This window comes from Methylobacterium sp. NMS14P (assembly GCF_028583545.1).
GTDB lineage: Bacteria > Pseudomonadota > Alphaproteobacteria > Rhizobiales > Beijerinckiaceae > Methylobacterium.
In genome coordinates, this window is the sequence record NZ_CP087106.1 from 1,399,276 (window position 1) to 1,423,919 (window position 24,644).

The following is a 24,644-nucleotide window of genomic DNA, read 5'->3' on the forward strand; positions in this document are numbered from 1 at the left end:
CTCCGGCCGCTGCGCTGCCGCAGGCTTGAGCGGACCGCGCGCGCGCACCACATCCACGGGAGCGACAGCGCGAGGCCGACGACCATGCACGACCTCATCCACACCCTCCGCCTCTGGCTCTGGCGCCGCCAGGTGCGGGCCATGGCGCGGGAGTGCCGTATGTCCGGGACCAGCGACGGCGACTGGATCGCCGCCACCGTCGCGGCCTCCGCGACGAGCTCGGGCCCGGGCGCGCCGGTCTCGTATTCGAGCGGTGCCGGCCTGTAGCGGCGATCCCTCTCCGGGGAGCGCGGTCAGACTTCCGGAGACGGCTCGGCGGCGGCGGCACCCGGCTCGGGCGCCGGGCCGGTGTCGAGGGTGCCGCTGTTGACCAGGGCGCCGGCCCAGGCGCCCGCGATGATCCGGACCTGCTCGATGGCCTCGGCGCGGGTGAAGGGCCTGTCGCCGCCGCTCGGCCGGCCCTCGTCCCAGTAGACGTAGCCGGTGCGCCGGCCGGCCGCATCTTCGACGCAGGCGGCGTTCTCGAGGACGCAGATCCGGAGCGGGAGCTTGAGGCCGAGTGTGGGCATAGGGACCATATAGGGCACCGATCCGGCGGGAAATCGGCGCCCCCGCCGCGTGACGCTGCGCCTCAGGTTGGTCTCGCCGCGTCCAGCGCCTGCGTCAGGTGCGCGACGACCTCGTCGCCCTTGGGCGGCGGCTCGGCCTCCTCGACCCGCCGGGCGACCTCCATGACGAGGTAGGTCACCGACGGCGGCCACGCCACGCCGTTGTCCAGGAGCATCCGGGCGGCGCTCACCAGCATCCGGAACTGGTCCGGCGGGATCGTGGTCCCCGCCTCGTGCTGCGCGAGGATGTGGTCGGCGATCGCGGCCGCCAGTCCGGCGACTTCGGCCATCTTGTTGGGCGGATCACCAGCCGTCATGTCAGGTCGCGCTCCGTCTGCGAAAGCACGGTGCGGAGCATCCGTCGCCTCTTCCGGGTCTCAGGCCGCCACGGTTCCACAAGCAACCCTGGCGAGCAAGCCGTGCGGCCGCGGCACGCCTGCGTCGCCGTGGACGCCGCGGATCTCGAGGGTCCGCGAACGATGCGCGCACGTCTCGGCGGCCGCCAGGAGGCCGGCGAGCCGGGCAGGTCGCCCGGCGTTGCGCCAGCCCGATCGACGGGGGGCGGACGGCGTCGGGGCTCCGCCACCGGCCGCACATCACTCCGAGCGAGGTGCACCCGCGGCTTCGCCGTGCTAGAACAGAAATGGAACAGATCACACGGGCGAGCCGGGCACAATCTGCGGGCGAGACCTTTCCTTCGAGGCCGGTGGACGCCTGTGGACGCGGCTCGAAAACGCCTGTCGCGGCCGGTCCTTGGTCGGTCCCCGCGGCCGGTGGAGAACCTGTGACAAACCGGGGGACAAGATGGTGATGAGGACGGCGTTCGTGGTGCAGCCCTTCGAGGTGCACCGGAAGCGGCTGCGGCCGGCCCGGCAGGAGCCGGCGCAGACCGAGAGCGGGGCGGTGAAGAAGGCCGAGAACATGGCCAGGCGGATGCCGGGCGCGGCGGCCCTGAAGGTGGTGGCCGACGACGAGACCGGCGAGCTGGAGGGCGTCACGATCCTCGGCCAGTGGGGCGAGATCCCCGACGACTTCGCCGAGAGCCTGCAGGGCGCCTAGGCCACAGATCACCAGCGGGGCGGGAGAGCGCCATGTCGGCGGTTCGGCGGGTCGGGAACTTCCTCCAGGTGCAGGACGGCGACGGCTGCCGCCACCTGCTGCGCGTGACCAGCGTCCAGGCGCTGAGCGACACAGACCTGATGCGCAACGAGACCTTCATCACCGCGGCGGGGCGGACCATCCGGGTGACGCAGCCGCTCGACGAGATCGTGGACCTCGTGGCGCCGGGCGAGCGGACAGGGCCGGGGTCACAGGAGGAGCCGTGGCCGTTCTAGCCGCGGGAGATCATCCCGCGCGCCATCTCGAGCAGCAAGCGGCGGTCCGACAGGGTGAGCGCGTACCAGACGCGCAGCAATTCCCCGGTCATGTCGATCGTGGCGAACGCCTCGGATTCGTGGAGAAAGGCGTCTTCGGACACCCCGAGCGCGTGCGCGATCTGCCGGAGCATCGATCTCTTGTCGTTCGGCCTGGCTTTTTCACCCTCGAAGTCAGAATCCGCCAACGCAATCTCCGACAGACGCACGATGGCGCCCCGCCAAATCTTTGATGTCTTTATAACTTCATAACGACAGGACCGCACTGATTAATCCAATATATTTTTTACCGGTATAAAAGTACCAACCAATCGACAAATCATCATTATCTTAGATTGATCACAGAACCTGACATGTCGACGGCGATCGGAATCGACGGCCCGCAGCTGACGCGCTCGAGGTCCGAGACTGAGCTCGGCGCCGGGACTTAGCCTAACGATCCGGACGGTCCTGTGCCGCAGTGCGACGGCACGATGTTCACGTCTCGATGCCCGCACGCGCGTCGCCGCCCGCCTCGCCGCATCCGACCGCCGCCGGCGGCGCGGAGCGGGACGAAATCTCGGGGCGCCGGGTCGGCGATCAGCTGCCGCCGCCAGCCTCGCCTCCCTTGCCGACCTGGGGAACGCCCCGCTCCGGCTGGCCGGCATTTCCGCCCGCGGCCGAATCCGTCGTGATGGTCGCCGCTCCCGTCCCGGTGGGCGCGACGACGGTGGTGCTGCCCGGACCGCTGTTCTGGCTGCCACCGGGAACGACGACGGTTCCGGCCGGCGTGCCCGGCGTCACCGGCTGGGGCGGCCCCGGCTGCCGGATCGGTGCGGGACCGGTGTTGGTCTGCGCCGAACCGGGCGACGCCGCGACCAGCGCGAAGATGGCGAAGAGGGCATGACGCATCATGTGCTCCTTGGCATCCCGGCCCTGACTGCGCCTCGCGCACGGGCCTCCGTGCCCGAACGCGGGAGCACGGACCGGGTTTCCGACGCCGCTCGCCTTCGTGCCCGGCGGCGCCCGGCGCACGAAAAGGCCCCGCGCGGCGCTGCCGGCGGGGCTGAAGGTGGGTCTGCCTTCGGGAGGATGCAGGGGCGGATGCTTAGCCGGCGTTGCGCCGCGGTTGCACTGGCGACACGACATGCCGGCCACGCAGGGACTGCCGGTCACGACGGCGTTACGCTTGCTTGCCGGGATAGCTGCGCCCCGTGCGGCGGACGGACCGGATCAACGGCGCCGCGCTAACCCTCTGGCCATCCTTGGATAACCATGTCGACCGCCGGCCTGTGGATGCCGCGGCGGCGTCATCGACAGCGCCGCGCCGCTGTGGTGCTGATCGGCGGCGAGGAGTCCCATGAAGCACATCATCGTTCTGGCGATCGCGGCCACGGCCCTGACGGCCTGCAACGCGGCGAACCGTCCCGGCCGCGGCGAGCTCTTCATGAGCGAGGCGGACGTCGCCGCGAAGGACGACGCGATCTGCCGGAGCTACGGCGCCGAGCCGGGAACGCCGGAATACGTGCAGTGTCGGGGAACCCAGGATCAGCGGCGCGACGCCGCCCAGGCGCCGCGCCGCAGCGGCTGAGCGCGGCGGCCGCGTGACGCCGCCCCGGGGACCAACGCCCCGCTCGCGCGTTGCCCGCACGGACCGCCTGCCCTGGAGCGCGTGATGCTCGCCCGATCCGCCCTGATGTTCATCGTCCTGACGTCGGCGGCACAGGCCGCCGCCTTCGACGACCTGAAAGGCTACCTGGCCTTCTGCCTCCGGTTCGAGATGGGCGGCGCCCCGGCGGAACGCGGCGGGCCGCTGTCGTCCAAGGTCCGCCACGCCCTGGACCGGTGCTCCGACGACGTCGCGCGCCTCGAGCGGGCGGACGGGCGCCGGCTGCGCGGCGATGGCGGAATCAGCCCGTCGACCAAGGAGGTCATCCGGAGCGTCGTGGGCGGCGGCGCCGGCGGCGTCCGCACCGTCCGGTACTGAGCGCCGGCGATCTGCCCTGCGGCTCGATCGGGCAGCGCCGATCACCGAGCGTTAACCTTCCGGCCGCACCTCACGGGCCCCGCCCGCGAGGAGATTTCAGTGCCGAAGCGCCTGACCATCACCGTCCCGCACGACCTCGGGACCGCCGAGGTTCGCCGCCGCATCGACCTGCACATGGACTGGGCCTTCCGCCGCCTGGAGGCGGAGAAGATCCAGGTCGAGGCCGAGGACTGGCTCGGCAATCGCCGCGCCTTCTCCGGCAGCGGCTACGGGCAGACGGCGCGCGTCGCGATCCAGGTGGCCGACGACGCGCTGGAGGTCGAGGCGCTGGTGCCCTGGATGGCCGGCCTGTTCGCGCCCGTCATCGAGTCGGTCGGGCGCCACTATGTCGGGCGCCTCCTGTCGGACGAGGCCGCCTGACGCGCGAGCCGGCAGCCGCTCGACCGCGCGGATCGGGACGGCGACCCGTCCGTGGGCGCCCGCGGGGCGGTTGTGGCGCGATCGCGCCGGGGCTAAACGCGCCGGCTCGGTGGCGGCACAGGGGCCCGGATGAGCGATGACGTGGCGGCCCTGCTCCTCGCGCTCGCGACCGAGAACGCCGAGCTGCGCCAGCAGCTCTCCACCGCGCAGGACATGCTGATGGAGACCGCCATCGATGCCGGCCACCTCCATGCCCGCATCGAGGCCCTGCAGGCCGAGCGCGACGCGTGGCAGGCGGAGGCCGAGCGGCTGGCGCGCCGGCCCCCGCGCTCCGTGTGAGCAGTCGCGCCGCGCGGCGGCCCGGCGTGGCGGAATCGTGCGGGCGGGCGAGCCCGGGGCCGCGGCGCGACCGGGGAGGGCGCCTCGGCCAGACCCAGCGCCGGGCGGGCTCACGCCTTCCTGGGCTGCGGGTGGGGCACGCGCACGTCGACCGTCTGGCCGGTGAGGGGATTGAGGATCAGCATGGCGTCCGTCTCCGGTGGGTGTGCCGGTAGAACGCCGGCCGAGGTCGCCGGGATCACGCCGCGGCGTGCCGTGGCGCACGGGCGGCGACGGGATCGCCGAACCCGGATCGTGCCGGAAACCCGGTTCCGGCATCGCCCGCGAGGCTCGCCACGGCCGGCCTGCCGCCTACCTCAGAACGTGGCGCCCTGGCGGCCGCCAGGGGCAGAACACCTGGAGGATCGATATGGCCATCGATAGATCCGGTGAGCGTGCCGCGCTCGATGCCGAGGTTGAGGACACCCAGGGCACCATCGCGAAGCTTCGCGAGGCTGCCGACGGAACGCCGCCCGGACACAGTTCGCGCGTGGCTCTGAAGAAGGCCGAGGAGAGGCTGGCCGAGCTGGTCAAGCACATCACTCGGCGCGACCGGACGGGTTAGCGCGGACCCGGGTGCGGGGACCGCCGGGCAGGTCCCCGCGCGCCGCCCGCCCCCCGATCCCGCGGCACCGCCGGACGGATCCGGCGCGGGTAGCGCCCGGGTCACCCGCGGCGCGCCCGCCGCGACGACAGACCCTTCCCGCCGCGGTGGCCGAGAGCGCGCGCCGACGAATGTCTGCGCGTCGCTCCTGCCCGTCTCAGCACTGGCCCGCCGGGAGCGACGCGGTCGCCCCGCGGCCGAGACATCCCGAGCACACGGCTAGAACTTCACCAGTATTTAACCGGACCGACCGGGGTTAATATCCGATTTACTATGTTTTCTTCGACACGGGGAGGCTGTGTGTCCGTAAAACTACAGCTATTCTGCTCAGAGCTTGGTAGCCTTATCACCAGATCGAAACCCGGATCGCCTGTGATGACCAAGCTTCTCGCCTCCCTGACCGCCTTCACTGCTCTGACCGCCGCGGCGTCCGCCGCCGACCTGCCGCGCCGCGCCGCGCCGCCGCCGGTGTTCACGCCGGTGCCGGTGTTCACCTGGACCGGCTTCTACTTCGGTGTGAACGCCGGCTACGGCTTCGACGCCAACAGCCGCAACACCAGCAACTATGCCCTGCCCGGCGGCTCGCTGATCAACTCGCCCGGCACCGCCGGCGTCGTCAGCGTCAACAACCGCAGCAACAACGACGGCTTCTCGGGCGGCGCCCAGATCGGCTACAACTACCAGTTCACGCCCGGCTCCGGCGTCGTGATCGGCTTCGAGGCCGATGCCCAGTACGTCGACTTCGCCCGCCGCGCCAACGCCACCCAGAACTACGCCTTCGGCGGCGCGCCGGGCATCGCGTTCGCCGCCCCGCGCGCCTTCGTCGCCACGAGCGGCAACGGGCTGGACTACTTCGGCACGGTGCGCGGCCGCCTCGGCTACGCCTTCGACCGCACCCTCGTGTACGGCACCGGCGGCTTCGCCTACGGCTCGGGTCAGGACGACCAGAACTTCTCCGGCAACCGCTTCCGCGACAGCTTCCGCACCGGCTGGGCCGCCGGCGGCGGCGTCGAGTACGCCCTGCCGACCGACTCGTTCCTGAACTTCTTCCGCTCCTCGGCCGTGACCCTGAAGGTCGAGGGCCTGTACGTCAGCCTCGACCGCCAGAAGAACTCCGCCGGCGGCGTGTTCTACGGCAACCTCCTGCCCCCGAACGGCACCGCCTACCTCAACGGCGCCGCCGCCAAGACCGAGTTCGCCGTCGTCCGCGCCGGCCTGAACTACAAGTTCGGCTCGTACTGAGATCGGGCCGCGCCGCTCCCGGCCTCCGTGCCGGGAGACGCGGCGGCGGGCGCGGGGGCGCTGGTCCGCCTCACCGCTCTCCGCCGCCGAAGAGCAGCCTTCCGGTTGACCTTCGCATCCCCAGCCCGATCAAACTGGCCGCGAGGTCGGCAGCACCCTGGGAGCGCACGCTCCCGGGGTGTTCCTGCGATCCGGCACGGAATGCCGCGGCGGTCAGCCGGTCACCCAGAACAGCGGGAGCGCGCCGGCCAGGAACAGGGCCGAGGAGACGACCATCGCGAGGCGCTCGCGATGGTCGAGAACGAAGGCGCGGGAACGGGCGAACATGGCACGGCCGAGTCGGGCGCGAGGACGTCGGGCTCGCCCCTGAACCGTGACGGATCGGGGGCGGCGCGCGCCGTCCACAGGGGTTCGTCGGCCCGTGTCGCGGCCGCGCCACAGGGGCCGGAGGTGCCGCTATCAGTAACGGTTCGGCCAGCAGCGCCGCCCGCCGCGACCGAGGTGGAAGCCGCGCGGGCAGGCCCGGCCGACATACCCGCCCCACTGGCCGCCGGCGCGGCACCCGCCATACGGCCCGCGGTGGCCGTAGGGCCCACAGCCGCCGTAGACGTGCTGGATCAGCCCGTCCTGCGCGGCGGGGAGCGGCGACCCCGCGACGGGCAGCGCCGAGGCCGGTGCGGCGATGCCGACGGTGAGCAGTGCCGCGGCGGCGAGGGACTTGAGCATCAACCCATCTCCAGGTCTTGGCAGAGCCGATCTCCGTCGGCGCCGCCCGAATACCGGGTCCCGTTGAAGACCGGGTGTCACGGACCGCATGGATTGCCAGTATCGTGGGAGCTTTTCTTTAAGCGCTGACTCGATACTGCCGATCCGCTAGCTCAGACGCCCGCTGCGCCGACGATGACGGAGTTCGCCGGACCTGTGGCCCGGGTCGCCCGCTCACTTGGGGAGTGCCGTCGCCGATCCGTCGCTCTGCCGCGAGGCGGTATGCTGCTGGCTGCCGGTCTGCCAGGTCCAGTAGCCCGCGATGGACCCCGCGAAGACGAGCCCCACGACGACGAGCGCGATCACCAGAGGCTTGAGGTCGCGCTTTTCCCGTTCCTCGGATCCGTCCACGAAGCCTCCTCTTGGCTTGCCTCGAGCGGTCTGCGCGCCGGACTGGATCGGCTCGTGGCCCGTCTCTCCACGGTCAATCGGTCGGACGGCGACACGGATCCAAGGCGATGCGGCCGAACGGATTTCGTCGCGGCGTGTCCGTCGATCGCCGGTCTCCTGCCGGGCGGGTCGGTGGCCGTCGGGTCCGATCAGTCGGCAGATGCTCATCGGAGAAGAAGGTCTGTCCTATGCGCAAGTGCCACTCCGACCACGTTGGAACGGTCTGGAAGACAGGCGTCTCCTGCCGAGACAGCCGTGCCATTCATCCTCACACGCTGCGGCACGCGTTCGCCTCGACGGCCGGCGATCTCGGCTACAGCGATGCCACGATCGGCGCGATGCTGGGCCGTGCCGGTCACGGGGTCACATCTCGGTACATCCACCACCTCGACGTGGTGCTGATCGCCGCAGCGGACCGTGTTGCCATGCAAATCGCTGGGGCGATGAGCATGATGGAGAAGCCGTGATTCACCAGCGCATACGACCGGGTCACAGAGCGGCCTTGCGCTGATGGGCATGATGCCTTCCCGTGCGCCCCGGCCTCATGGACTCAACGACGACGCGGCTGCAACGGGCCGCCCAGGGCCAAGAACGCCCGACCGTCTCCGAGTTGCGCAAGGCCGCCGATCAGGAAATCGACGCGGCCATCAACGCAGTGCTCGCGAATTTGGCGACAGAGGCCTACCCGCTCGCGAAGGTTGGACGCTCGACCTCGTCGAGACGCTCCGGACAAACACTCGCGCGGCCGAAGCGCTGACCACCGACAAGCCGGACTGGAAGCGCAACATGGTCCGGACCGCTATCCTGCTGGCCCATCCGGTGATGGGGATGAGCGAGCCCGTTACGCGATATCTATGCAGATCATTCCGTGCGAGACACAGATTGACGTCGATGTAGCTTGGCGAGGGGGTTGGAGGACATGGCCGCGCACTACCGCGGTGTTGGCATTTTGCCTTGGCTTGGCGCTGCCGTCCTGGGATTGTCCCTGCTCGTCACACAATCAGCCGTCGCCGAGCCGGGCGCTTCCGATCGGGCTGCCGAGGCGGCAGCGCGGCTCGGAGCTGGCATCAACATCTTGTCGGACGATCCTCTTTGGTCAAAAACCGGCCCAGCACGCTTCAAGCTCGCCGACCTCGACCGTATCCGCCGGCGCGGGTTCCAGACTGTGCGGATCAATCTTCAAGCCTTCGCCCACATGGACGACGCCCGGATCCTCGATCCGGACTGGCTCAACACGCTCGATCGAGTTGTAGATGCCGCCCAGGCTGCTGGATTGAATGTCATCCTGGATGAGCACGATTATCAACCCTGCGGCCTCGATCCGCCGACGTGTAAACCCAGGCTGATGGCGTTCTGGCAGCAAGTCGCCGCGAGGTACAGCCAGCGTCCCGATACGGTGCTTTTCGAGATCTTGAATGAGCCAAACAAAGGCCTGGGCGCTGAGGCGTGGAATGAGCTTCTGGCCGAATTGATCGCCGAGATCCGTCGGACCAATCCGACCCGCACGCTGATTGTCGGTCCGGCAAATTGGAACAGCATCAGCTTTCTACCTCAGCTTATGCTGCCGGAGGTAGATCGGAACCTGATCGTCACCATCCACTACTACGCGCCTATGGCGTTCACGCACCAGGGTGCCCCCTGGATTGAGCCGCCGATCTCCAAGACGACCGGAGTCACATGGGGGACAGCGGTCGAGCGGGCGCAGATCGACGCCGACTTTGTCACTGCCCAGGACTGGGGGACCCGCCACGGACGTCCGCTCCTCTTGGGAGAGTTTGGCGCCTACGAAACCGGTGACATGTCGTCTCGCGTCGCCTACACGGCGGCTATCGCGCGGGCAGCCGAACGCCAAGGCTGGGGTTGGATCTACTGGCAGTTCGACGTCGATTTTCGTGCCTTCAGTCCAGAAACGGACTCTTGGGTCGCGCCGATTGTAGGCGCCCTTCTACCCGACCCGCCCCTCAAGCGGTGACTTGATCTTCATGGATTTCGAGTTGTGGCGCCTCGCCGCGAGCCGAGGACGCGTCGAGGGCGGCGACTCACGATAGCTCGGCGCCATGCCGAAGGCTCCATCGCCTCGAGGCGCCCGGCCGCGCCAGGATCTCCGCCCGCGCGTGCTGGCGGCGCTGACGTCCGAGCCGTTGACCGCGACCAAGATCGCCGAGGGCGCGGGTATCCCCGGCCGGGAGCGCGGCTTGCACGCCACCCGCGCGCTGGTGCGCCTGGAGGCTGACGGTCTCGCGGTCAGCGAGTTGCGCGGAACGTCACCTGGTGGCGCTCCGCGTTAGAAGCCTTAATTTAATTTACACGTCATTAAGCACGTCGACCGATGGTGCCGAGACGTCGGAAGGACTTGAGATGAGCCGGGGCGAGCCGCTGCGGGAGCTGAAGGCTTTGGTAAGGCCCATACTCAACATGGCCACCGCCCATCATGCCGCCGGGCGCCTGCACGAAGCCGATCAGCATTACAGACGATGCCTTGATCTCGACCCGGGACACGCGGCGGCGCATTACAATCTTGGCCTCATCGCCACGCTCTTGAGCGATCATGCCCGTGCGGTCCTTCATCACACCGCGGCGCTTCGCTCGGCACCTGAGCAGGCCTCTCGCTGGGTGGCACTAATCGGGGCGCTCCTCGCCTGCGACCGGGTGACAGACGCCCGTAGCATCCTCAATCACTTTCTGGTGCACGGCTTCTCACCTCAGATCGTGTCCGAGCACTGCCAGCCGCTGGTTAAGGTGCTCGGCGCGAACGCTCGCCTCGCCTTCGCCGCTGGGCGGCTCGAGGACGCGGAGTGCCTCCTCGAACTCTTAATCTCTATCGACAAAGATAATGGTGACGCGGTGCATCTTGCTGGGCTCATCGCCCTACGCGCCGGGCGTGCACAGCACGCCATCGATTTGATCACCATCGCGATCTACCGCGACAGCGGCAACGCCACGTACTTCGCCGATCTCGGTCTCGCCTTCCGGGCGATCGGCAACCTAGTCGCTGCTGGCTCGGCCTTCGAGAAAGCGCTCGAACTCGACCCTGCCTTGGATGACACCCGAGCCAATCTCGCCATCGTGTATCAGGATACTGGGCGCCAGCAGGATGCCGCTGGCTGTTGGCGCGAACTGATCGCTCGAGTTCCCGGCTCAGCCGAGTTCCACAACAATCTCGGCGCGGTGCTACACCGCCTTGGGCGCACCGAAGAGGCGATCGCCACTTTGGAGAAGGCGCTAGCAATCAATCCCGCCGCCGCTTTCGCGCTTTGCAACCTTGCACATGCGCAGCTCTTTGCCGAGCATAGTTCGGTGGAAAGCTTCTCGGAGAAGGCGAAGACCTACGGCCGCTGCCATGCTGACGCGCTGCTGCGCATCCGGCCCTTCGCCAATGATCGCAATCTGGATCGGCGCCTGCGCATTGGCTTCGTCTCGGCGGATTTTCGCGATCACCCGGTGGTGCGGTTCCTCGAACCCTTCCTGCACCACGCCGACCGTGAACGCTTCGATCTCGTTGCCTATAGCAATACCAGTTGCGAAGACGCGGTGACGGAGACGCTGAAGACGCGCTTCGATTCTTGGCGACTAATCGAGGTTCTTGACGACGAGGCCGTAGCGGACCTGATCGAGGCGGATCGGATCGACGTACTCGTAGACCTAGCAGGCCATAGTGGCGGCAACCGCTTGCTGGTCTTCGCGCGCAAGCCCGCGCCGGTTCAGGTGACCTGGATCGGACTGCCAGTCACCACGGGGCTGGCCGCCATAGACTACCGCCTCACTGACGCGGTCTACGACCCGATCGGGGAGACTGAGCACCTGCATTCCGAGATCCTCTGGCGGGTGTCTGGCACCGGCACCTGCTACCGGCCGTTCCTACCGGCGCCGGATGTCGCCGAGACAGCGCCCTTCACAAGAAACCGACACGTCACCTTCGGCTGCTTCAACCGCTTCGAGAAGATGACCGACGCCGCGCTCAAGGCCTGGGCCGCGATCCTAGCAGCGGTGCCCAACGCCCGGCTGAAGCTGATCGTAACCGATATCGACGATCCAAGGACGCGCGGGCCAGTGGAAGCACGTCTCGCGACCTGCGGCCTGCCCCTCAACCGCGTCGACTTCGCGCCCCGCAATGCTGCCAATCGCTATGCGATGCACGGCAGTGTCGACATCGCGCTGGATGCGTTCCCCTTCAACGGCAACGTCACGACATTCGACACTCTTTACATGGGCGTCCCTGTGGTGACACTCGCCGGCCCCCGGACAATCTCGCGGGTGGGCGCCGCCATCCTCGGGATCCTAGGGCTGCCGGATCTAATCGCCCACGATGTCGACAGCTATGTCGCCATCGCCTGCCGTCTCGCCGGCGATCCGGACGAACTTCTCAAATTGCGCAGCGGCCTGCGCGAGCGCTTGGTCGCCAGTCCCCACATGGATCACGCCGGCCATGCCAGGGAAGTTGGTCTGGCCCTCAGCGAGATGTGGCGGCTTTGGTGCGCCGAGACAGCGCCGGGGGCGGTGGCCGCTCCCCCTTTCGCACGATCCGAGCCCCATCCCGCACGGTGACCATGTGCGTCGGCCACTCCAGGCACGCCGCCTCGAATGCCGCGATCGCCACGGTCAGCGGGTAGATGGTGGCGAGGTGCAGCTCGATGTTGCCGCCGGTCTCGCGTCAGACCTCGACCGTGTAGGGGTCACCCGGCGGCACCGGCGGAATCTTCCTGGCGGGCGGCGGCAGCGTGATCGCGGCGAGGCAGAGGCGCTCGTATTTCCGCGCGGGCGACGCCTCGAACGGGCGCTGGTAGCGGCACGAGGCCGTCAGGTGCCGGAGCAGGTCGAGCGTCGAGATGTCGGCCCCGTAGCGACCGATCAGGCTGGCGACGGTGTACCGACCCGAGCGCTTGCAGGTGGCGCAGTCGACGTACACCCGACCGGGCACCGCATCCCCCAGGCGCCCCATTTTGGTGGCCCTCCGCTCGCGAACGAAGACGGAACAAGCCCGAGGCGGGGACGCGCTTCAACCGGCGGCAGTCGAGGCGAGCGAGATCCCGGTGGAGCGGTGTGGATGACGTCCGGAAAGCCGAGACCCGTCAGGCGCTTCGGCTGACCCGCGTGGCGAACTCCCAGACCGGCGGTCCCCAGGTCTGCCCGGGCTTCGTTCGGTAGCCGCTGAACCGGTCGAACACGATCCGGTCAGGCTCGACGCCGACGACCTTGCTGTCGTTGACCATCAGCGCGCCGGCATACTCCACGCGCAGGAAGCCGTGCTGCGGGTGAACCCCGAACAGCTGCGGCGCCGCCCAGCTGAGCCAGTGCGCCTCGGCTCAATGCCTACTATCAAGCCGGAACCCGATCGGTCTTGAATTTAAAAAAGCCAAAACTCAATAGACCAGGCTATACCCGACAGGCTCTTCTACAGTAATATTTAGATCGGCTCAAATTTCATCGAAGTTTCGCATCTTACGAGCAATAGCTAGAACGTCCGTGTAACCACAAGGAGGTCCCCGAACATTCTGCAACCAGGAAGGCATGTCTTGCACTGCCCTTGCACGGAATGGCCGAGGAACATAGCCAATATCCCATAAAGCATGTGTCTTTGCTAGATCTGCCAATGTATCGAAAAGTGCCCCAGACGACGCATTGACCTCAACGCAGAGTGTGTTGGGGCGTCAGTAATAAAGTCTTTGCAGTCATCAATGATTACATTTTCCAAATTCTCAGTGTCGATCTTGATAAATGCTGCCGGAGGCGTGAGTGTTTGCAGCACTGATGACAATCTTACAGATCTCACAAGAGTATTTTTGTCCCTCTAGCCAAAGCGCTACTGCCTGAGTCACTGTGTCCCAATCGTTGCTCGAAAGGTATAGGGCCAGTGATATGAGATACGGCTAGGCTATGGTGTGTAATATAGTCCCCCAAGCCGTTCAATTCGATGTTGAACGGCACGAGATCGCCGGCCAGGGTCGGATCGAAACACATAAACGAGCAGGACGCTTGCTCGGCTCGGCAATAGTTAGCAAATCTCAGGCTTACATCGCCGACAAATGCCCCGACGTCGAGAAATGTGAAGCCCGGACAGTTCCGGATCATGTGGTCGACGACTTTATAAAGCGCAAATCGCGCTCGATGCTCAGTCTTTATGCTGCTTCGACTAATGGGAGGCCGGGCATACCCGTTCCGATGAGCGTTTCTATAAAAATCTGCGGGAGACTTCCCTTCCGATCGGGCGGGACGCATATATTATAAAGATTGTCCCGCATCATCATGAAAAGGTGAATATCGCCGCAATCTACTAAATCAATTCCACCCTGATACTCGAATCTTCCGCTCTGGGTAGAAAATAGATTGGAGCTCACAACGCACCCTCAAGCGAAGATGTAGATAGCAGAGGCGCTGAATTCGGGCTGCAGCGGTCGGATGCCTCGGCGACATCAACCCCACGGGCGCCTCAAACACTTCGCCGACGTAGCGCTTTCGCTGAAGCATGTTCTCGTATGGTTAACAATTAGTTGGTCGCCAACCTTACGGAGAAGCGGCGGCACGGCGAGGCGTGCTCGGACAGGCGCTCGATCTGGTCGTGCCAGGAGGCGACGGCAGGCGGGAGGTCGGACATGCTGACGGGATACGGCCCAATGGTTGCCTAAGCCCAAATAGGTCGTGCGCCTCAGCTTCGGCCCGCACCCAGCGCAAGTGACTCAGACCTCAATGGTCAATCTGCTTTTTTCCAGCGGGCGTTCACGATAGCGCCGATGATGCCTGCGCCGCCCACAGCGGCCACAGCGGCCGCCGCCGTTTCGCGTCCAGCGGCGCCCAGGCAGACGGCGGCCCACAGAACGGCACCAAGCGCAGCGACGCTGCGCCAACACACAGAGAGCGTTGAAGGAATAGTCCAGCCACTGCTGGCGAGCATTTGATGCGATGAATGCAGCCTGATCGCGCTCAGCCATCCTGATCATGCGATCCGCAGCTCCAGGCACCACCGCATCGTATTCAGCAATTGTGTCCGGTGCCGGCACGGGGCCGACATGCTGCGTTGATGTGACTTGCATCTGCACGGCCGACGCGGACGCAGGCGCAAGCGGCAGGCTACCAATGCCACGTCGGACTACGTCTTCCCGATTTTCCGGGGGGCTACGCCATCCAGAGCGTCGGCAGCTTGCCTGATTATCTGTCGCTTGGCTTCATCTGGCGGTCCGCCCTGATCGGGCGGCAGATCAAGAACTCCGCCGCTCACCGGCAATCCGACGATTCGCGCGGGCGAGATGCTGGCCTACACTTGCCCACGCGTGCTCAACCGTCTCGCCCCGTCGCAGGCCACGCGTTTCGATCTGAGCGCCCGTGACGAGCAAGCCAGGCGCGCTCAGCCCTATTGCGAAGGCTCGCAGGAAGGTCCGGTCTTTCAAGCGCCGGAGCACGTCATCGTTCTCCATCATCGTCGAATCCGCCCATGCTGTGCGCGCACGATGCATCGAGGACCATCAACAACCGATGTAGTCACCTGATCCGTCAGTTCTATCGGCTGAGGCCAGCGGCCGCGACATTGCCCCGAGATATCCGACATGGCCAGCCCGCTCGGCCCCGCCCCGATCTGCTCACGGGGCGGAGGAGCGTCCGATCTCACTAATTTGTGATCCGAATTAATATGCAACGCGGATTGGCATCGAACTGACAATGCTTGTCTCGCATGCCTTGCTGCCCCTTAATAAACACAGTTCCGTATAGGCGGCGTTGCGCCTCCACAAATTGAGGTCGGACAATGATCAAAATATTGATTGCATTCATCGTTTTAGCAGCAACCGCCAGTGTTGGCGCTGCACAAGTAAATGAGAAGCGCGAGAAATGCCTGCATGAGGCCGAAGGGAAGAGGCTTTATACAAGAAATCCGGGCAAAGGATCTGCTGCTTCTAACCGATTTAACATGCCTGCGCGAGGCGTGTTTATGAAAGAGTGCATGTCGCGACGATAAATATGAGGGGCGGCACTTTGCACATCGAAAGCTAGGTGACGAGCAAAGGCTAAAATGTTGGCCCGGTGCATACAAGACCCGCCGCGGCGAACCGGGCGGGGGAGCGCCTGACTGGCCTCAGCCTCGCTCAGCCATCCTCCGCACGAGCTCCGAGAGCCTGCGTCGATCCTCAGGATCGCTGACAAGTTTGAAAGCGGCCAGCAGCTCCGCGCATTCAACGTCGCTCGCGAGCGAAGTAATCGAGTTGGTCGCGGTGGGTGCTCCCCCATCGACGGCGTTCGGTGGCCTGTAGAATGCGGACGGTGGCACCTGCACTGCCCCGGCGATCCGCTTCAGCAGCCGTTCCGTCTTCTCCTGCCGAAGCGTTGAGGCGTTGCGAGCCTCATCCCAATGGGATGCGTCAGAAGAAGGCTCGCTGAAGGGCGGTGCCTTGGATCCCATGTGCCTCCGGGTGGGCGCACGAGGCGCCTCTTGTCCACGTTCAGATCGGCTCGCATCCTATTGGATTGCGCGCAACGCGCAACGGTTGCGCTAGTGCAAAGCTTGCTCCTCTGGGTTGTGGCGTGCGACAGATCACATCGATGTAAGCCAGCAGCGAGGCAGGTACGGCGTGCCGAAGTCGCGGTCCCGTAGTGGTCAGACTTGTCCGAAGGCGTTCCAGTCAGCGCTCGATGCACTCGACGTAATTGGCCGGTGGGAATGGGACGCGGCAACGGACTGTGCGCGCTCGGATGCCTTCGTGGCGCTGCTGTTCGATGTCGACCCTGAGGAAGCGGATGTGGGCGTTCCGCTCACTCACTACGTTGATGCCATACACCCTGAGGATCGGGAGCGGGTTCTCGACCTGATCCGGCGTAGCGCCAGCGAAGGCAGCACCTTCCTGACCGAGTATCGGGTGATCTCGGTCGACGGTCAGACCCGCTGGGTTCTGGCTCGAGGGCGCTTCACCGCCGATCATCAGGGACGACCAGTCGGTGGCGGGGGGATCCTCGTGGACATCACGTCCATGCGGATGAGCGAAGGCACCTTCGGGGACTCCATGCTCTGCCCCGGCGAGACGCCACTCGACCGGGCTGCCGAGCACGCCATCGCCGCACAGGAAGCCATTGCGGAGCTGCGAGATCCGGCTTTGAAAGCGCAGGCCGACGCGCTCCTGATGTCGCTGGGCCGGAAGCTCGCGCAGCAAGAGGTGCAGGACCGGCACCGGCACATGAACTGAGCAGGGCGCTCTTGTTTGGTCACCGGGCGCTGGAGCAGCGCCTGATCTCACCAGCGAGTGAGCCGAGCCGATACGCAACTTGGCTCGGCAGCAGGATGGCCGGCGGCGGTTACCAAGCCATCTCCACTGACGTCCGTACCGATAATCGGTACAGTGGTGGGCGATGTACAAGCTCCCGCCAGGAAGCCTCTATCGGCTCCGCACGCTCGCCGAGACCGGTGCCCGCTTCTATCAGGTGAGCGGCTACATGCGGCGCATGGAGGTGCTCGGCCTCGTCGTCGCCACCGGGCGGACGGATCCGGACACGAAGAACGTCGAGTACCGCATCACCGATGCCGGCCGAGCTGAACTCGAGGAGCGGCACGGTCTGACCGTGCCCAGGTCGCTCGACGACGAGTCATGATGCGACTTGAGCCCGATCGCCTGTGGCGAAGCCGTCGAACGGGATCAACGCCATGAACAACAAAGACCCGCGCCGGAGATCCGGGCGGGCCGCGGGCAGATCTTCGGGATAATGCCCAAACACAGATGTGGTCGCGCGAGCCGCTCAGCCGCCACCGCCGTTGCCTGTGCCACCGCCGCTGCCGCCTATCGACCGTGATCCACGGGAAGGCTGACCGGCATTGCCGCCTGCGGCGGAGCTCGACGAGCCGCGGCCACCGGTGTTGTTAATCATGGGGACGCCGGTCCGCTTGGCCGACTTCATATGGCGCGATCGCGCGTCGGCGGGCGTGGTCGCCTGCGCCATAACGAAGGATGACAGAGCTACGGCGCATGCGCCAAGCAGGAGCTTCTTCACGGCAGTTCTCCGATGTACTTGTTGCCGGACAACCCATGGCGGAAGCAATTTATCCGCATCGCCACACCGATCGTCCGGTCTCCGCACACCGTCATCCCCGTGGGTTCGTCGCTGGTCGCGAGTACGCTCACGAAAAAGCCCCGCGCGGCGGTGCCGGCAGGGCTGAGTGAATCCCTGAGAGGAATGCTAGGCCGCTGCGAGCCGCGGGCCATCGACACGAAAAAACCGCCGCGGCCGGAGCCGGGCGGTTCGAGCTCGTTCGAGCTTCAAGGGCGCTGCGACAGCCACTCCCGCAGCTTCGTCCAACGAGGCTTCATCGTGCCACCGCGGACCGCGATGGCAACTGCCTTCCGTTGCCCGAGGAGCACCACTAGGCGCTTGCCGCGCGTCACGCCTGTGTAGAGGAGGTTGCGCGCTAGCATCGTCCAGTGCTGCATGGCCAGCGGGATCACTACCGCGGGGTATTCCGAGCCCTGGGACTTGTGGATGGTCGTGGCGTAGGCCGGCACCAGCGTGTCGAGTTCGCCATAAGGGTAGATCACCTCCCGCCCCTCGAACTCGACGATCACCGCGCCCTCGTCGTCATCGATGCGAGCCACGGTGCCCAGGTCGCCGTTGAACACCTCCCGGTCGTAGTCGTTCTGGCTCTCCATGACTCGATCGCCGGGCGAGAAGCGCCAGCCGAACCGCTCCACCGAGATCGGCGGGTTCGGGTTTAGGACCGCCTGAAGTTCGTGGTTGAGGTTGCGCGCGCCCAGCACGCCGCGCTGCATCGGGGTGAGCACCTGTACGTCCCGGACCGGATCGAGGCCGTACCGAGCGGGAATCCGACGCGTCACCACCTCGATCAGCGCCTGCACGGCCGGCTCGGGTTCGTCGATCTCGATCCAGTGGAAGTCACTCTCAGTGCCGCGCGGTGCCGCCTCGGGCATCTTACCCGCGTTTATCCGGTGAGCGTTGACCACGATCCGGCTCTCGGCCGCCTGCCGAAAGACCTCTGTGAGCCGCGCCACCGGCACAGCGCCGGAGCCGATCACGTCGGCCAGCACCTGACCGGGCCCGACCGAGGGCAGCTGATCGACATCGCCAACGAGGAGCAACGCCGCTTGGTCCGGCACCGCCTTCGTCAGCGCGTTCATCAGCGGCACGTCGACCATCGAGGTCTCGTCGATGACGAGCAGATCGCAGGGGAGGGGGTTATCCTCGTTGCGCGAGAAACCGCCGTGCTTGGGGTCAATCTCGAGAAGGCGATGCAGGGTCTTGGCCTCCAGCCCGGTCTGCTCGCTCATCCGCTTGGCGGCCCGGCCAGTGGGCGCTGCGAGCAGAACCCGCACACCCTTGGCGCGCAGGATACGCAGGATCGTGTCGAGGGTTGAGGTCTTGCCCACGCCTGGGCCACCAGTGACCACCGCGAGCTTCGTACCGAGCACGAGGCGCACGGCGGCCTCCTGCGAGGGCGAGAGCGTCTTGCCCGTCTTTTCCGCCACCCAAGGCAGCGCCCGGGTGAGGTCGATCTCCGGCCAAGGCGGGGTTCCCTGCGCGCGGCGCCTGAGCCGCTCGGCGATGGCGCGCTCGGCGGCGTGCAGGCCGGCGAGGAAGATGCAGGCCTTGTCGCCGACGATGTCCTGGACGACCTCGCCGGTCTCCAGCACATCGAGGAGTGCCGAGCGGATCAGCGGCGCTTCTACACCGAGGAGCTCGACCGCGAGCGCTACGAGCTCAGCCACCGGCAGGGCGCAGTGGCCCGCATCCGTGGCAGTCTGCAGGGCGAACGAGATCCCGGCCCGCAGGCGTTGCGGCGCCTCTATAGTCAGGCCGAGCTTCATCGCGATGGCGTCAGCGGTCTTGAAGCCGATGCCCCGGATGTCCCTGGCAAGACGGTAGGGATCCTCGGTCATGACCGCGATCGCCTCGTGGCCGTAGGTCTTGAAGATGCGCACCGCCCGGGCCGTCCCGACGCCGTGGGCGTGCAGGAACAGCATGATCTCGCGCACGGCCTTCTGCTGAGCCCATCCGGCGACGATGCGGGCGGCGCGCTTGGGTCCAATGCCCTCTACCTCAGTGAGGCGGCCCGGCTCAGCCTCAATGATCTCGAAGGTGCCTTCCCCAAAGGCAGCGACGATGCGCTTGGCCATAGCGGGGCCGATGCCGCGCATGTGGCCGGAAGCGAGGTACTTCTCGATTCCCTCCGTTCCGGTAGGCGGCGTGACCTTGAGGGTATCAGCCTTGAACTGCAGGCCGTGCTGGCGGTCCGTGTGCCAGATGCCGGTCGCGGTGATCCACTCGCCAGCGCTGATCGCGGGTGCGTGGCCTATCACAGGCACGAGGTCGCGCTTGCCGCGCGCCTGGACCTTGATCACACAGAAGCCGGTCTCCGGACTGTGGAAGGTGACGCGCTCAATCGTGCCAGCGAGCGCCTCGACAGGCTGACCGCGTTCGATTTGCTGCGGTCGCCCCCGCTCGGTCATGGAATGCGTCCAGAGAGATCGCCAACTACTGGAGGCATCCTCCCTATCACACAGGTTGCAAGCCGCTGCAGCACCGACCGAGAAGCTCGCGCGTGCTCCCAAACCGAAGGAGGCCGCCGATGCTGAGTGAGCAGCGACGGAGGTCAGGCGCCCTGGTCTATGCCGGGGCGCCTTTCATCGTTCGAGCGCCATAGGCATCCGCCGTGATGCGCGCCGATTCGGCGGGATGAGGTTGGTACATCGCGCCACCCGGAAGAAACTGCGCGAATGTGCGGAGCAGAGTTGACCGCAGATCACCCGCGAGCGCAGTCAGCGGCGCCCGTAGACCAGGCTCAAGGCACCAATCCTGACAGTCCGCGTGCCGCCAAGATTGTCGCCAGCACCGTGAAGCCCAGGAGCGAACCCGTGCTGCCGATCCGCGCAACGAGCCGGTCGCTCACCGACCCGCGCCCTTCTTGGCGAACTCCCATATCGAAATAACCCCCGAGACCGAGTTTTGCCCGTCAGTCGTCGCGCTGAGGCAGCCGTTCTTCGAGGTGAGTTGCCGCATCCGCATACAGTTCGAAGCGCCGAAGCAGGACAGCACGTTTTTCCGGCTTGCGGGTATCGTCCATCTTCGCCTTTGCTTTGTCGGCACGCTCGCGCATCTTCTTCGCGAGCTTCTGGAACGCCTCGTCGATCTTGGCGCTGACTTTTTCGGCCTCAGCCTTCGCCGCATCCTTGTGGTCCCGCAGGGAGCCGGGGAAGGTGCTCTTTTTGTCCTTGGCCATCGTGCCGCTCTCTGTCGATCCGCTGGCCGCCTATTAAGCTCCCTGCCGCGACAATGCGATTACGTCCGTCCAGCACTCCCCGACGGGGGTGGCACGGTCGCCTTGTCCTGCCTGAGAGTCCGTCCGAGAAGTCAGGCTGAGCGGGCCAGTCGCCTGACGAGGATCATGACGGCTGCTGCGTAGAGGAATGCTCTGGCCGAGGCGATAGTCGCCTCTGGGTCCTTCCAGAGGCGGCGATTGCGGCTGATCCAGGCGAAGAACCGTTCGACCACCCAGCGGCGTGGATGCACGGCAAAGCCGACTTGATGGGGCGGCTTGCGCACGATCTCGACCGTGATGATCGTGGCGGTCGCCGGTCTGTTGCCGGCATAGCCTGCATCGGCGAAGGCTTTGGCGATGAACGGGAAGGTCCGACGCGACAGGCGCAGCACCGGCACGGCTCCGTCGCGGTCCTGTACGTCGGCAGGCTGAGGATCGAGGACGAGCGCGCGCCCGTCCATGTCGACCAGCGCTTGGCGCTTGCGCCCCTTGACCCTCTTGCCGGCATCGTAGCCGCGCGGGCCGCCGCTCTCCGTCGTCTTGATGCTTTGGCTGTCGAGGACCGCGGCAGATGGTGAGGCTTCCCGTCCGACTCGCTCGCGATCGGCCATGACCAGGTGGTGGTTGATCCGGCCAAACAGCCCTGTGTCGCGCCAGCGGCTGAAGTAGCCGAACGTGGTCGAGCGCGGCGGTAGATCCTTGGGTATCAACCGCCAGGAGATCCCACCCCTCAGAACGTAGAAGATGGCGTTCAGGACCTCCCGTGTCGTCCAGAGCGGAGGCCGGCCACAGGGCGCTGGCCTCGGCATCAGTGGCTCGATCACCGCCCACTCGGCGTCGGTAAGGTCGGTTTCATAGCGAAGGCCCACGCGGCTATGCTGCCGCCGGGTGGTCGGGGTCCACATGGCGCTTCCAGGTCAGGCTTCAGCACCCTCCTGGAATCATCGCCATCCCGGCCACTCAACCCCGCCTCAGACCCTTACCGGACGGGCTCTGAGAAGCTCCAACTCCTCGGCACTGTGGTCCTCGATCCCGATCAAGCGCTCGTCCGTGTCCGCCACGGCGCGGATGAGTTCATCGAGCTTGATCTGAATGGCCGCGGTGTCTCGTGCACCGGCCACGAGGATGACGCCTGCCAGGAGCATGGCGGCAATGGACAGGAACAGGTTGAAGACCAATGCCCAGTGGTCGTTGAAGCTGAGGAGTGCGCCGGATCCGAGGCCGGCCGCGACCGTGAAGCAGGTCGCCAGGAAGCCCACCGGTTTCGAGAGCCACACCGCGAGGCTGATGATGGGTCGGTCGAGCATCGAGTACCAAGCCTTGCCCATAAGCAGCCCGACAAAGCTGTGCGGCTACCTTGCCGGAAGTGGCGCGAGGTCAACGATAGTTCCGGCAATGACGAGGATGTGAGCAGGCTAAAGTTCTGCCCGGCCGTCCGATTTTCGCCGGCTCGTAGAAGAGAGGGAGGCGTGCGGCCGGATGCTGTTAAGATGTGCTCTCAGGCCGCCAGCCGGTATGGCATCGCGCCCATCGCCAGCCGAGAGTTACGGTAGCGCTGATCCAGCGTGACCTCACGTCCGACCCAAGGCGGTAACACCACTGCCTCGTCCTCGCGTGCCATCTCGATCTCGGCCAGGATCAGCCCATCGAGGACGCCGCCGAACACATCCACGTCCCAGGTCGCTCCGGCGTGCTCGACGCAGTAGCGCATTTTCTGGACGCGAGCCTCCACCGGCGGAGCGGCGATTTCGGCGGCCTGTTCGGGGGCAAGCTCAACCTCGGGGGGCTGCTCGGCGGCGGGTCGTCGAACGAGGCCGGCGCCCCGCTGCCGGGCGCGCAGGGCCCGTCCCCGCCGACCGCGGGCATGTTCGGCAACCTGTTCAACACGGACAAGATCGCGTCGGCCCTTGGCCTGGGCGCCGAGACGGGCCTCGGAAGCGCGGTCAGCGGCTGGCTGAAGGAATCGCGGCAGGGCGGCGGGATCCTGACCTCGCCGCTGGGCCAGGGCTTGACCTCGATCGCGGCCGGCGGTGCCGTTGGCTACTCGTCTCAGAGCCCGCTCCTGGGTGGCGTCAGCGGCCTACTGGCGGGTGCCATGACCGGCAATCCCCTCCTGGCCGCGGCGGGCCGGCATTGCCGGCATCGCGGGCGGCGCCTGCGGCCACAAACCCACTCGGAAGAAGGATCGCGATCATGAGCGCCGTAAACGTCATCTGCGGTTCGCGTAGGGCCTGCGTCCTCACCGACGCCAGCCTCTACGACGCGACCGGGACGATCGTCGGCTTCGAGCTGAAGGCCTACGCCGTCGAGAGCTGGACCGGTGTCGTCACTGGCCGCGGGAACTGGTGGGGGCCGACCTTTGTGCTGGCTCTCGCCGAGACCTTCGCCAGCTTCGACGAGTTCCTGACGCGCAGCGCGGCGGCGATCGAACGTGGGCACCGCGAGGCGATCGAGGCGGGCGAACTCGCCGGACAGACGCTGATCGAGGTGCACGCGGTCGGGTGGAGCAAGCGCCGCGACCGCCCCGAGGCCTACGTGCTGCGCTCGCCCTCGGCCTTTCTCGACGCGGACGAGCCGCCCTACGTCTGGCGCAGCCTGGAGGACGAGGACGGTATCTTCCATCACGCGCACCTGAATGCCGGCGAGCTGTGGCAGATGCACCGCCAGGGCGCCGAGGAGGGCGTCGACTGGACCGCCGATACCTTCGACCCGGTGCGGCACGGCATTCCGCTGATGGAGGCGCAGCGCCGGCAGGCCGCCGATGCGATGGCTGGCCCCGGCGTGGCCGGCAAGCACGTGATCGGCGGAGCGCTGTGGCTCACCGTGATCGATCGCGAGGGCGTCCGGCAGGGTGTCATCCACGAATGGCCGGACCGTGGGGGCGATCCGATCCAGCCCGCGCCGCTCGAGGAAGCGTGCTTGCCGAAGGTGGCTCCCTCCGGGTTCGGCGCGGCCTGGCCGTTCGAGCGCTTCGACCGCGCCGTGCGGACCGGCGTGATCGACTTCGCGACCTTCGACTTCGATCCCGCCGCCCTCGCCCGCCTGGAGGCCACCGCGCCGACCGGGGCCGGCCTGTCCCGTCAGCAGCGCCGCGCCGCCAAGGCGCTGGCGAGGAAGGGAGGGCTTGCTCGTGTCTGACGGGCCGACGATTCAGCTTCGCTTCGCAGATGATGCAGAGCGGCAGCGCTACTGGAGCCTGCAGGAGCAGCCCGGGCTCCACGACGTGGTAAGCATGGGTGCCAATCTGGCGCGCGACTTCCTGGTGCCGAGGATCCAGGATGGCCGCGCCACCTACCGCGGCGGCGAGCTCGACCGGCAGATTGCCGGATTTCTCAAGGCCGGCAATCGCGATCTGGCCAAGCAGCTCGGGCGCAAACTCACCGAGGATGAGCGCTTCATGCTCCGCAAGGGGTACGAGGCGATCGCGCTCGCGGCCAAGGAGGAGCACCTGCGGACGCTCGCAGGCGTCGAGAAACTGGGCGAGGCACTCGCGCTGACGCACGCCGGCCTCGTGGCGTGTAGCGAAGGCCTGCGACTGCTCGGCGAGGTGAAGCCGCCCGCCGCCCCGGCCCACTTGCTGAGCGTGCCGCCCGCGCGCCGCCCGCTGCGCCCCGAGGACTTCGGGTGCCTTCCTCCGACGCCACGTTCCCCGTGAGCG

Annotated in this window: 33 protein-coding genes; 18 read left to right on the plus strand and 15 right to left on the minus strand. The window is 66.7% G+C overall.

Translation table 11 applies throughout. From position 1 onward, the window contains the following. Window positions 1-84: 84 nt before the first annotated feature. Window positions 85-267, plus strand: coding sequence for a hypothetical protein (locus LOK46_RS06570; protein ID WP_273563031.1), 183 nt, complete (start codon window positions 85-87; stop codon window positions 265-267). A gap of 26 nt (window positions 268-293) precedes the next feature. Here the strand turns inward: LOK46_RS06570 and LOK46_RS06575 are convergent, their stop codons facing one another. Further along, window positions 294-578 carry a hypothetical protein gene (locus LOK46_RS06575; protein ID WP_273563032.1) on the minus strand — a complete coding sequence of 95 codons (285 nt, stop codon included), beginning with the start codon at window positions 576-578 and terminating at the stop codon, window positions 294-296. 53 nt (window positions 579-631) lie between these two features. Further along, window positions 632-925: a hypothetical protein gene (locus tag LOK46_RS06580; RefSeq protein WP_273563033.1), complete on the minus strand. Its 294-nt coding sequence runs from the start codon at window positions 923-925 to the stop codon at window positions 632-634. Between the two features lie 487 nt (window positions 926-1,412). On the opposite strand from LOK46_RS06580, the gene LOK46_RS06585 reads away from it, so the two are divergent. Together LOK46_RS06585 and LOK46_RS06590 are read left to right on the plus strand one after the other, a co-directional pair. Then, complete coding sequence (locus LOK46_RS06585) at window positions 1,413-1,667, plus strand: hypothetical protein (RefSeq protein ID WP_273563034.1); 255 nt, start codon at window positions 1,413-1,415, stop codon at window positions 1,665-1,667. 32 nt (window positions 1,668-1,699) lie between these two features. Beyond that, window positions 1,700-1,942 carry a hypothetical protein gene (locus LOK46_RS06590; RefSeq protein ID WP_273563035.1) on the plus strand — a complete coding sequence of 81 codons (243 nt, stop codon included), beginning with the start codon at window positions 1,700-1,702 and terminating at the stop codon, window positions 1,940-1,942. On the opposite strand, the gene LOK46_RS06595 is transcribed toward LOK46_RS06590, so the two are convergent. Both LOK46_RS06595 and LOK46_RS06600 read right to left on the minus strand, forming a co-directional pair. Beyond that, window positions 1,939-2,169 carry a hypothetical protein gene (locus tag LOK46_RS06595; RefSeq protein ID WP_273563036.1) on the minus strand — a complete coding sequence of 77 codons (231 nt, stop codon included), beginning with the start codon at window positions 2,167-2,169 and terminating at the stop codon, window positions 1,939-1,941. The two genes, LOK46_RS06590 and LOK46_RS06595, sit on opposite strands and share 4 nt — an antisense overlap. Before the next feature lie 391 nt (window positions 2,170-2,560). After that, window positions 2,561-2,875 carry a hypothetical protein gene (locus LOK46_RS06600; RefSeq protein WP_273563037.1) on the minus strand — a complete coding sequence of 105 codons (315 nt, stop codon included), beginning with the start codon at window positions 2,873-2,875 and terminating at the stop codon, window positions 2,561-2,563. Window positions 2,876-3,320: 445 nt separating this feature from the next. Between LOK46_RS06600 and LOK46_RS06605 the strand changes: the two genes are divergently transcribed. The 6 genes from LOK46_RS06605 to LOK46_RS06630 all read left to right on the plus strand — a co-directional run bounded on the left by LOK46_RS06605 (window position 3,321) and on the right by LOK46_RS06630 (window position 6,591). Further along, window positions 3,321-3,551: a hypothetical protein gene (locus tag LOK46_RS06605; protein ID WP_273563038.1), complete on the plus strand. Its 231-nt coding sequence runs from the start codon at window positions 3,321-3,323 to the stop codon at window positions 3,549-3,551. Window positions 3,552-3,635: 84 nt separating this feature from the next. Further along, window positions 3,636-3,947 carry a hypothetical protein gene (locus LOK46_RS06610; protein WP_273563039.1) on the plus strand — a complete coding sequence of 104 codons (312 nt, stop codon included), beginning with the start codon at window positions 3,636-3,638 and terminating at the stop codon, window positions 3,945-3,947. Between the two features lie 99 nt (window positions 3,948-4,046). Beyond that, window positions 4,047-4,367 carry a polyhydroxyalkanoic acid system family protein gene (locus tag LOK46_RS06615; protein ID WP_273563040.1) on the plus strand — a complete coding sequence of 107 codons (321 nt, stop codon included), beginning with the start codon at window positions 4,047-4,049 and terminating at the stop codon, window positions 4,365-4,367. Between the two features lie 129 nt (window positions 4,368-4,496). Further along, window positions 4,497-4,706 (plus strand): hypothetical protein, encoded by a 210-nt coding sequence (locus LOK46_RS06620; RefSeq protein ID WP_273563041.1) that lies wholly within the window; start codon window positions 4,497-4,499, stop codon window positions 4,704-4,706. A gap of 250 nt (window positions 4,707-4,956) precedes the next feature. Next, on the plus strand, window positions 4,957-5,310 hold the full coding sequence (locus tag LOK46_RS06625) for a hypothetical protein (protein WP_273563042.1): 354 nt from the start codon (window positions 4,957-4,959) through the stop codon (window positions 5,308-5,310). Window positions 5,311-5,724: 414 nt separating this feature from the next. Further along, a complete protein-coding gene (locus LOK46_RS06630; RefSeq protein ID WP_273563043.1) occupies window positions 5,725-6,591 on the plus strand; it encodes an outer membrane protein in 867 nt (288 codons plus the stop codon). Between the two features lie 459 nt (window positions 6,592-7,050). On the opposite strand, the gene LOK46_RS06635 is transcribed toward LOK46_RS06630, so the two are convergent. Further along, window positions 7,051-7,317: a GCG_CRPN prefix-to-repeats domain-containing protein gene (locus LOK46_RS06635; protein ID WP_273563044.1), complete on the minus strand. Its 267-nt coding sequence runs from the start codon at window positions 7,315-7,317 to the stop codon at window positions 7,051-7,053. 213 nt (window positions 7,318-7,530) lie between these two features. After that, window positions 7,531-7,707 carry a hypothetical protein gene (locus LOK46_RS06640; protein WP_273563045.1) on the minus strand — a complete coding sequence of 59 codons (177 nt, stop codon included), beginning with the start codon at window positions 7,705-7,707 and terminating at the stop codon, window positions 7,531-7,533. A gap of 227 nt (window positions 7,708-7,934) precedes the next feature. On the opposite strand from LOK46_RS06640, the gene LOK46_RS06645 reads away from it, so the two are divergent. The 4 genes from LOK46_RS06645 to LOK46_RS06660 all read left to right on the plus strand — a co-directional run bounded on the left by LOK46_RS06645 (window position 7,935) and on the right by LOK46_RS06660 (window position 12,291). Next, entirely contained in the window at window positions 7,935-8,213 is a 279-nt protein-coding gene (locus LOK46_RS06645; protein WP_273563046.1) for a hypothetical protein, read from the plus strand. Between the two features lie 62 nt (window positions 8,214-8,275). Further along, window positions 8,276-8,503 (plus strand): hypothetical protein, encoded by a 228-nt coding sequence (locus LOK46_RS06650; RefSeq protein ID WP_273563047.1) that lies wholly within the window; start codon window positions 8,276-8,278, stop codon window positions 8,501-8,503. 162 nt (window positions 8,504-8,665) lie between these two features. Then, window positions 8,666-9,718 carry a glycoside hydrolase family 5 protein gene (locus tag LOK46_RS06655; RefSeq protein WP_273563048.1) on the plus strand — a complete coding sequence of 351 codons (1,053 nt, stop codon included), beginning with the start codon at window positions 8,666-8,668 and terminating at the stop codon, window positions 9,716-9,718. A 299-nt stretch (window positions 9,719-10,017) separates the two neighbouring features. Beyond that, window positions 10,018-12,291 carry a tetratricopeptide repeat protein gene (locus tag LOK46_RS06660; RefSeq protein ID WP_273563049.1) on the plus strand — a complete coding sequence of 758 codons (2,274 nt, stop codon included), beginning with the start codon at window positions 10,018-10,020 and terminating at the stop codon, window positions 12,289-12,291. A 106-nt stretch (window positions 12,292-12,397) separates the two neighbouring features. Here LOK46_RS06660 and LOK46_RS06665 read toward each other — a convergent pair whose 3' ends face one another. The 3 genes from LOK46_RS06665 to LOK46_RS32905 all read right to left on the minus strand — a co-directional run bounded on the left by LOK46_RS06665 (window position 12,398) and on the right by LOK46_RS32905 (window position 14,774). Then, window positions 12,398-12,685 (minus strand): hypothetical protein, encoded by a 288-nt coding sequence (locus LOK46_RS06665; RefSeq protein ID WP_273563050.1) that lies wholly within the window; start codon window positions 12,683-12,685, stop codon window positions 12,398-12,400. A gap of 130 nt (window positions 12,686-12,815) precedes the next feature. Continuing rightward, a complete protein-coding gene (locus tag LOK46_RS06670; protein WP_273563051.1) occupies window positions 12,816-12,977 on the minus strand; it encodes a hypothetical protein in 162 nt (53 codons plus the stop codon). Window positions 12,978-14,420: 1,443 nt separating this feature from the next. Then, window positions 14,421-14,774, minus strand: a complete 354-nt coding sequence (locus LOK46_RS32905; protein ID WP_443192891.1) for a DUF2335 domain-containing protein — start codon at window positions 14,772-14,774, stop codon at window positions 14,421-14,423. A gap of 1,656 nt (window positions 14,775-16,430) precedes the next feature. Between LOK46_RS32905 and LOK46_RS06675 the strand changes: the two genes are divergently transcribed. Together LOK46_RS06675 and LOK46_RS06680 are read left to right on the plus strand one after the other, a co-directional pair. Beyond that, window positions 16,431-16,910: a PAS domain-containing protein gene (locus LOK46_RS06675; RefSeq protein WP_337251966.1), complete on the plus strand. Its 480-nt coding sequence runs from the start codon at window positions 16,431-16,433 to the stop codon at window positions 16,908-16,910. A 163-nt stretch (window positions 16,911-17,073) separates the two neighbouring features. Next, window positions 17,074-17,313: a hypothetical protein gene (locus LOK46_RS06680; RefSeq protein WP_273563053.1), complete on the plus strand. Its 240-nt coding sequence runs from the start codon at window positions 17,074-17,076 to the stop codon at window positions 17,311-17,313. Between the two features lie 144 nt (window positions 17,314-17,457). On the opposite strand, the gene LOK46_RS06685 is transcribed toward LOK46_RS06680, so the two are convergent. The 6 genes from LOK46_RS06685 to LOK46_RS06710 form a co-directional block, all read right to left on the minus strand. After that, window positions 17,458-17,709, minus strand: a complete 252-nt coding sequence (locus tag LOK46_RS06685) for a hypothetical protein (protein WP_273563054.1) — start codon at window positions 17,707-17,709, stop codon at window positions 17,458-17,460. Window positions 17,710-17,975: 266 nt separating this feature from the next. Continuing rightward, entirely contained in the window at window positions 17,976-20,177 is a 2,202-nt protein-coding gene (recD2, locus tag LOK46_RS06690; protein ID WP_273563055.1) for an SF1B family DNA helicase RecD2, read from the minus strand. A gap of 503 nt (window positions 20,178-20,680) precedes the next feature. Further along, window positions 20,681-20,947: a hypothetical protein gene (locus LOK46_RS06695; RefSeq protein ID WP_273563056.1), complete on the minus strand. Its 267-nt coding sequence runs from the start codon at window positions 20,945-20,947 to the stop codon at window positions 20,681-20,683. Window positions 20,948-21,078: 131 nt separating this feature from the next. Next, a complete protein-coding gene (locus LOK46_RS06700; protein WP_043075003.1) occupies window positions 21,079-21,891 on the minus strand; it encodes an IS5 family transposase in 813 nt (270 codons plus the stop codon). Window positions 21,892-21,957: 66 nt separating this feature from the next. Beyond that, entirely contained in the window at window positions 21,958-22,293 is a 336-nt protein-coding gene (locus LOK46_RS06705; RefSeq protein ID WP_273563057.1) for a low affinity iron permease family protein, read from the minus strand. Between the two features lie 191 nt (window positions 22,294-22,484). Continuing rightward, entirely contained in the window at window positions 22,485-22,658 is a 174-nt protein-coding gene (locus tag LOK46_RS06710) for a hypothetical protein (protein WP_273563058.1), read from the minus strand. 18 nt (window positions 22,659-22,676) lie between these two features. On the opposite strand from LOK46_RS06710, the gene LOK46_RS06715 reads away from it, so the two are divergent. From LOK46_RS06715 to LOK46_RS06725, 3 genes are read left to right on the plus strand one after another with little or no spacing between them, the layout of a single operon-like run. Next, a complete protein-coding gene (locus LOK46_RS06715; RefSeq protein WP_273563059.1) occupies window positions 22,677-23,183 on the plus strand; it encodes a hypothetical protein in 507 nt (168 codons plus the stop codon). Continuing rightward, complete coding sequence (locus tag LOK46_RS06720; RefSeq protein ID WP_273563060.1) at window positions 23,180-24,124, plus strand: hypothetical protein; 945 nt, start codon at window positions 23,180-23,182, stop codon at window positions 24,122-24,124. The genes LOK46_RS06715 and LOK46_RS06720 overlap by 4 nt, the downstream gene beginning before the upstream one ends. After that, window positions 24,111-24,641, plus strand: coding sequence for a hypothetical protein (locus LOK46_RS06725; protein WP_273563061.1), 531 nt, complete (start codon window positions 24,111-24,113; stop codon window positions 24,639-24,641). The genes LOK46_RS06720 and LOK46_RS06725 overlap by 14 nt, the downstream gene beginning before the upstream one ends. Window positions 24,642-24,644 lie beyond the last annotated feature (3 nt).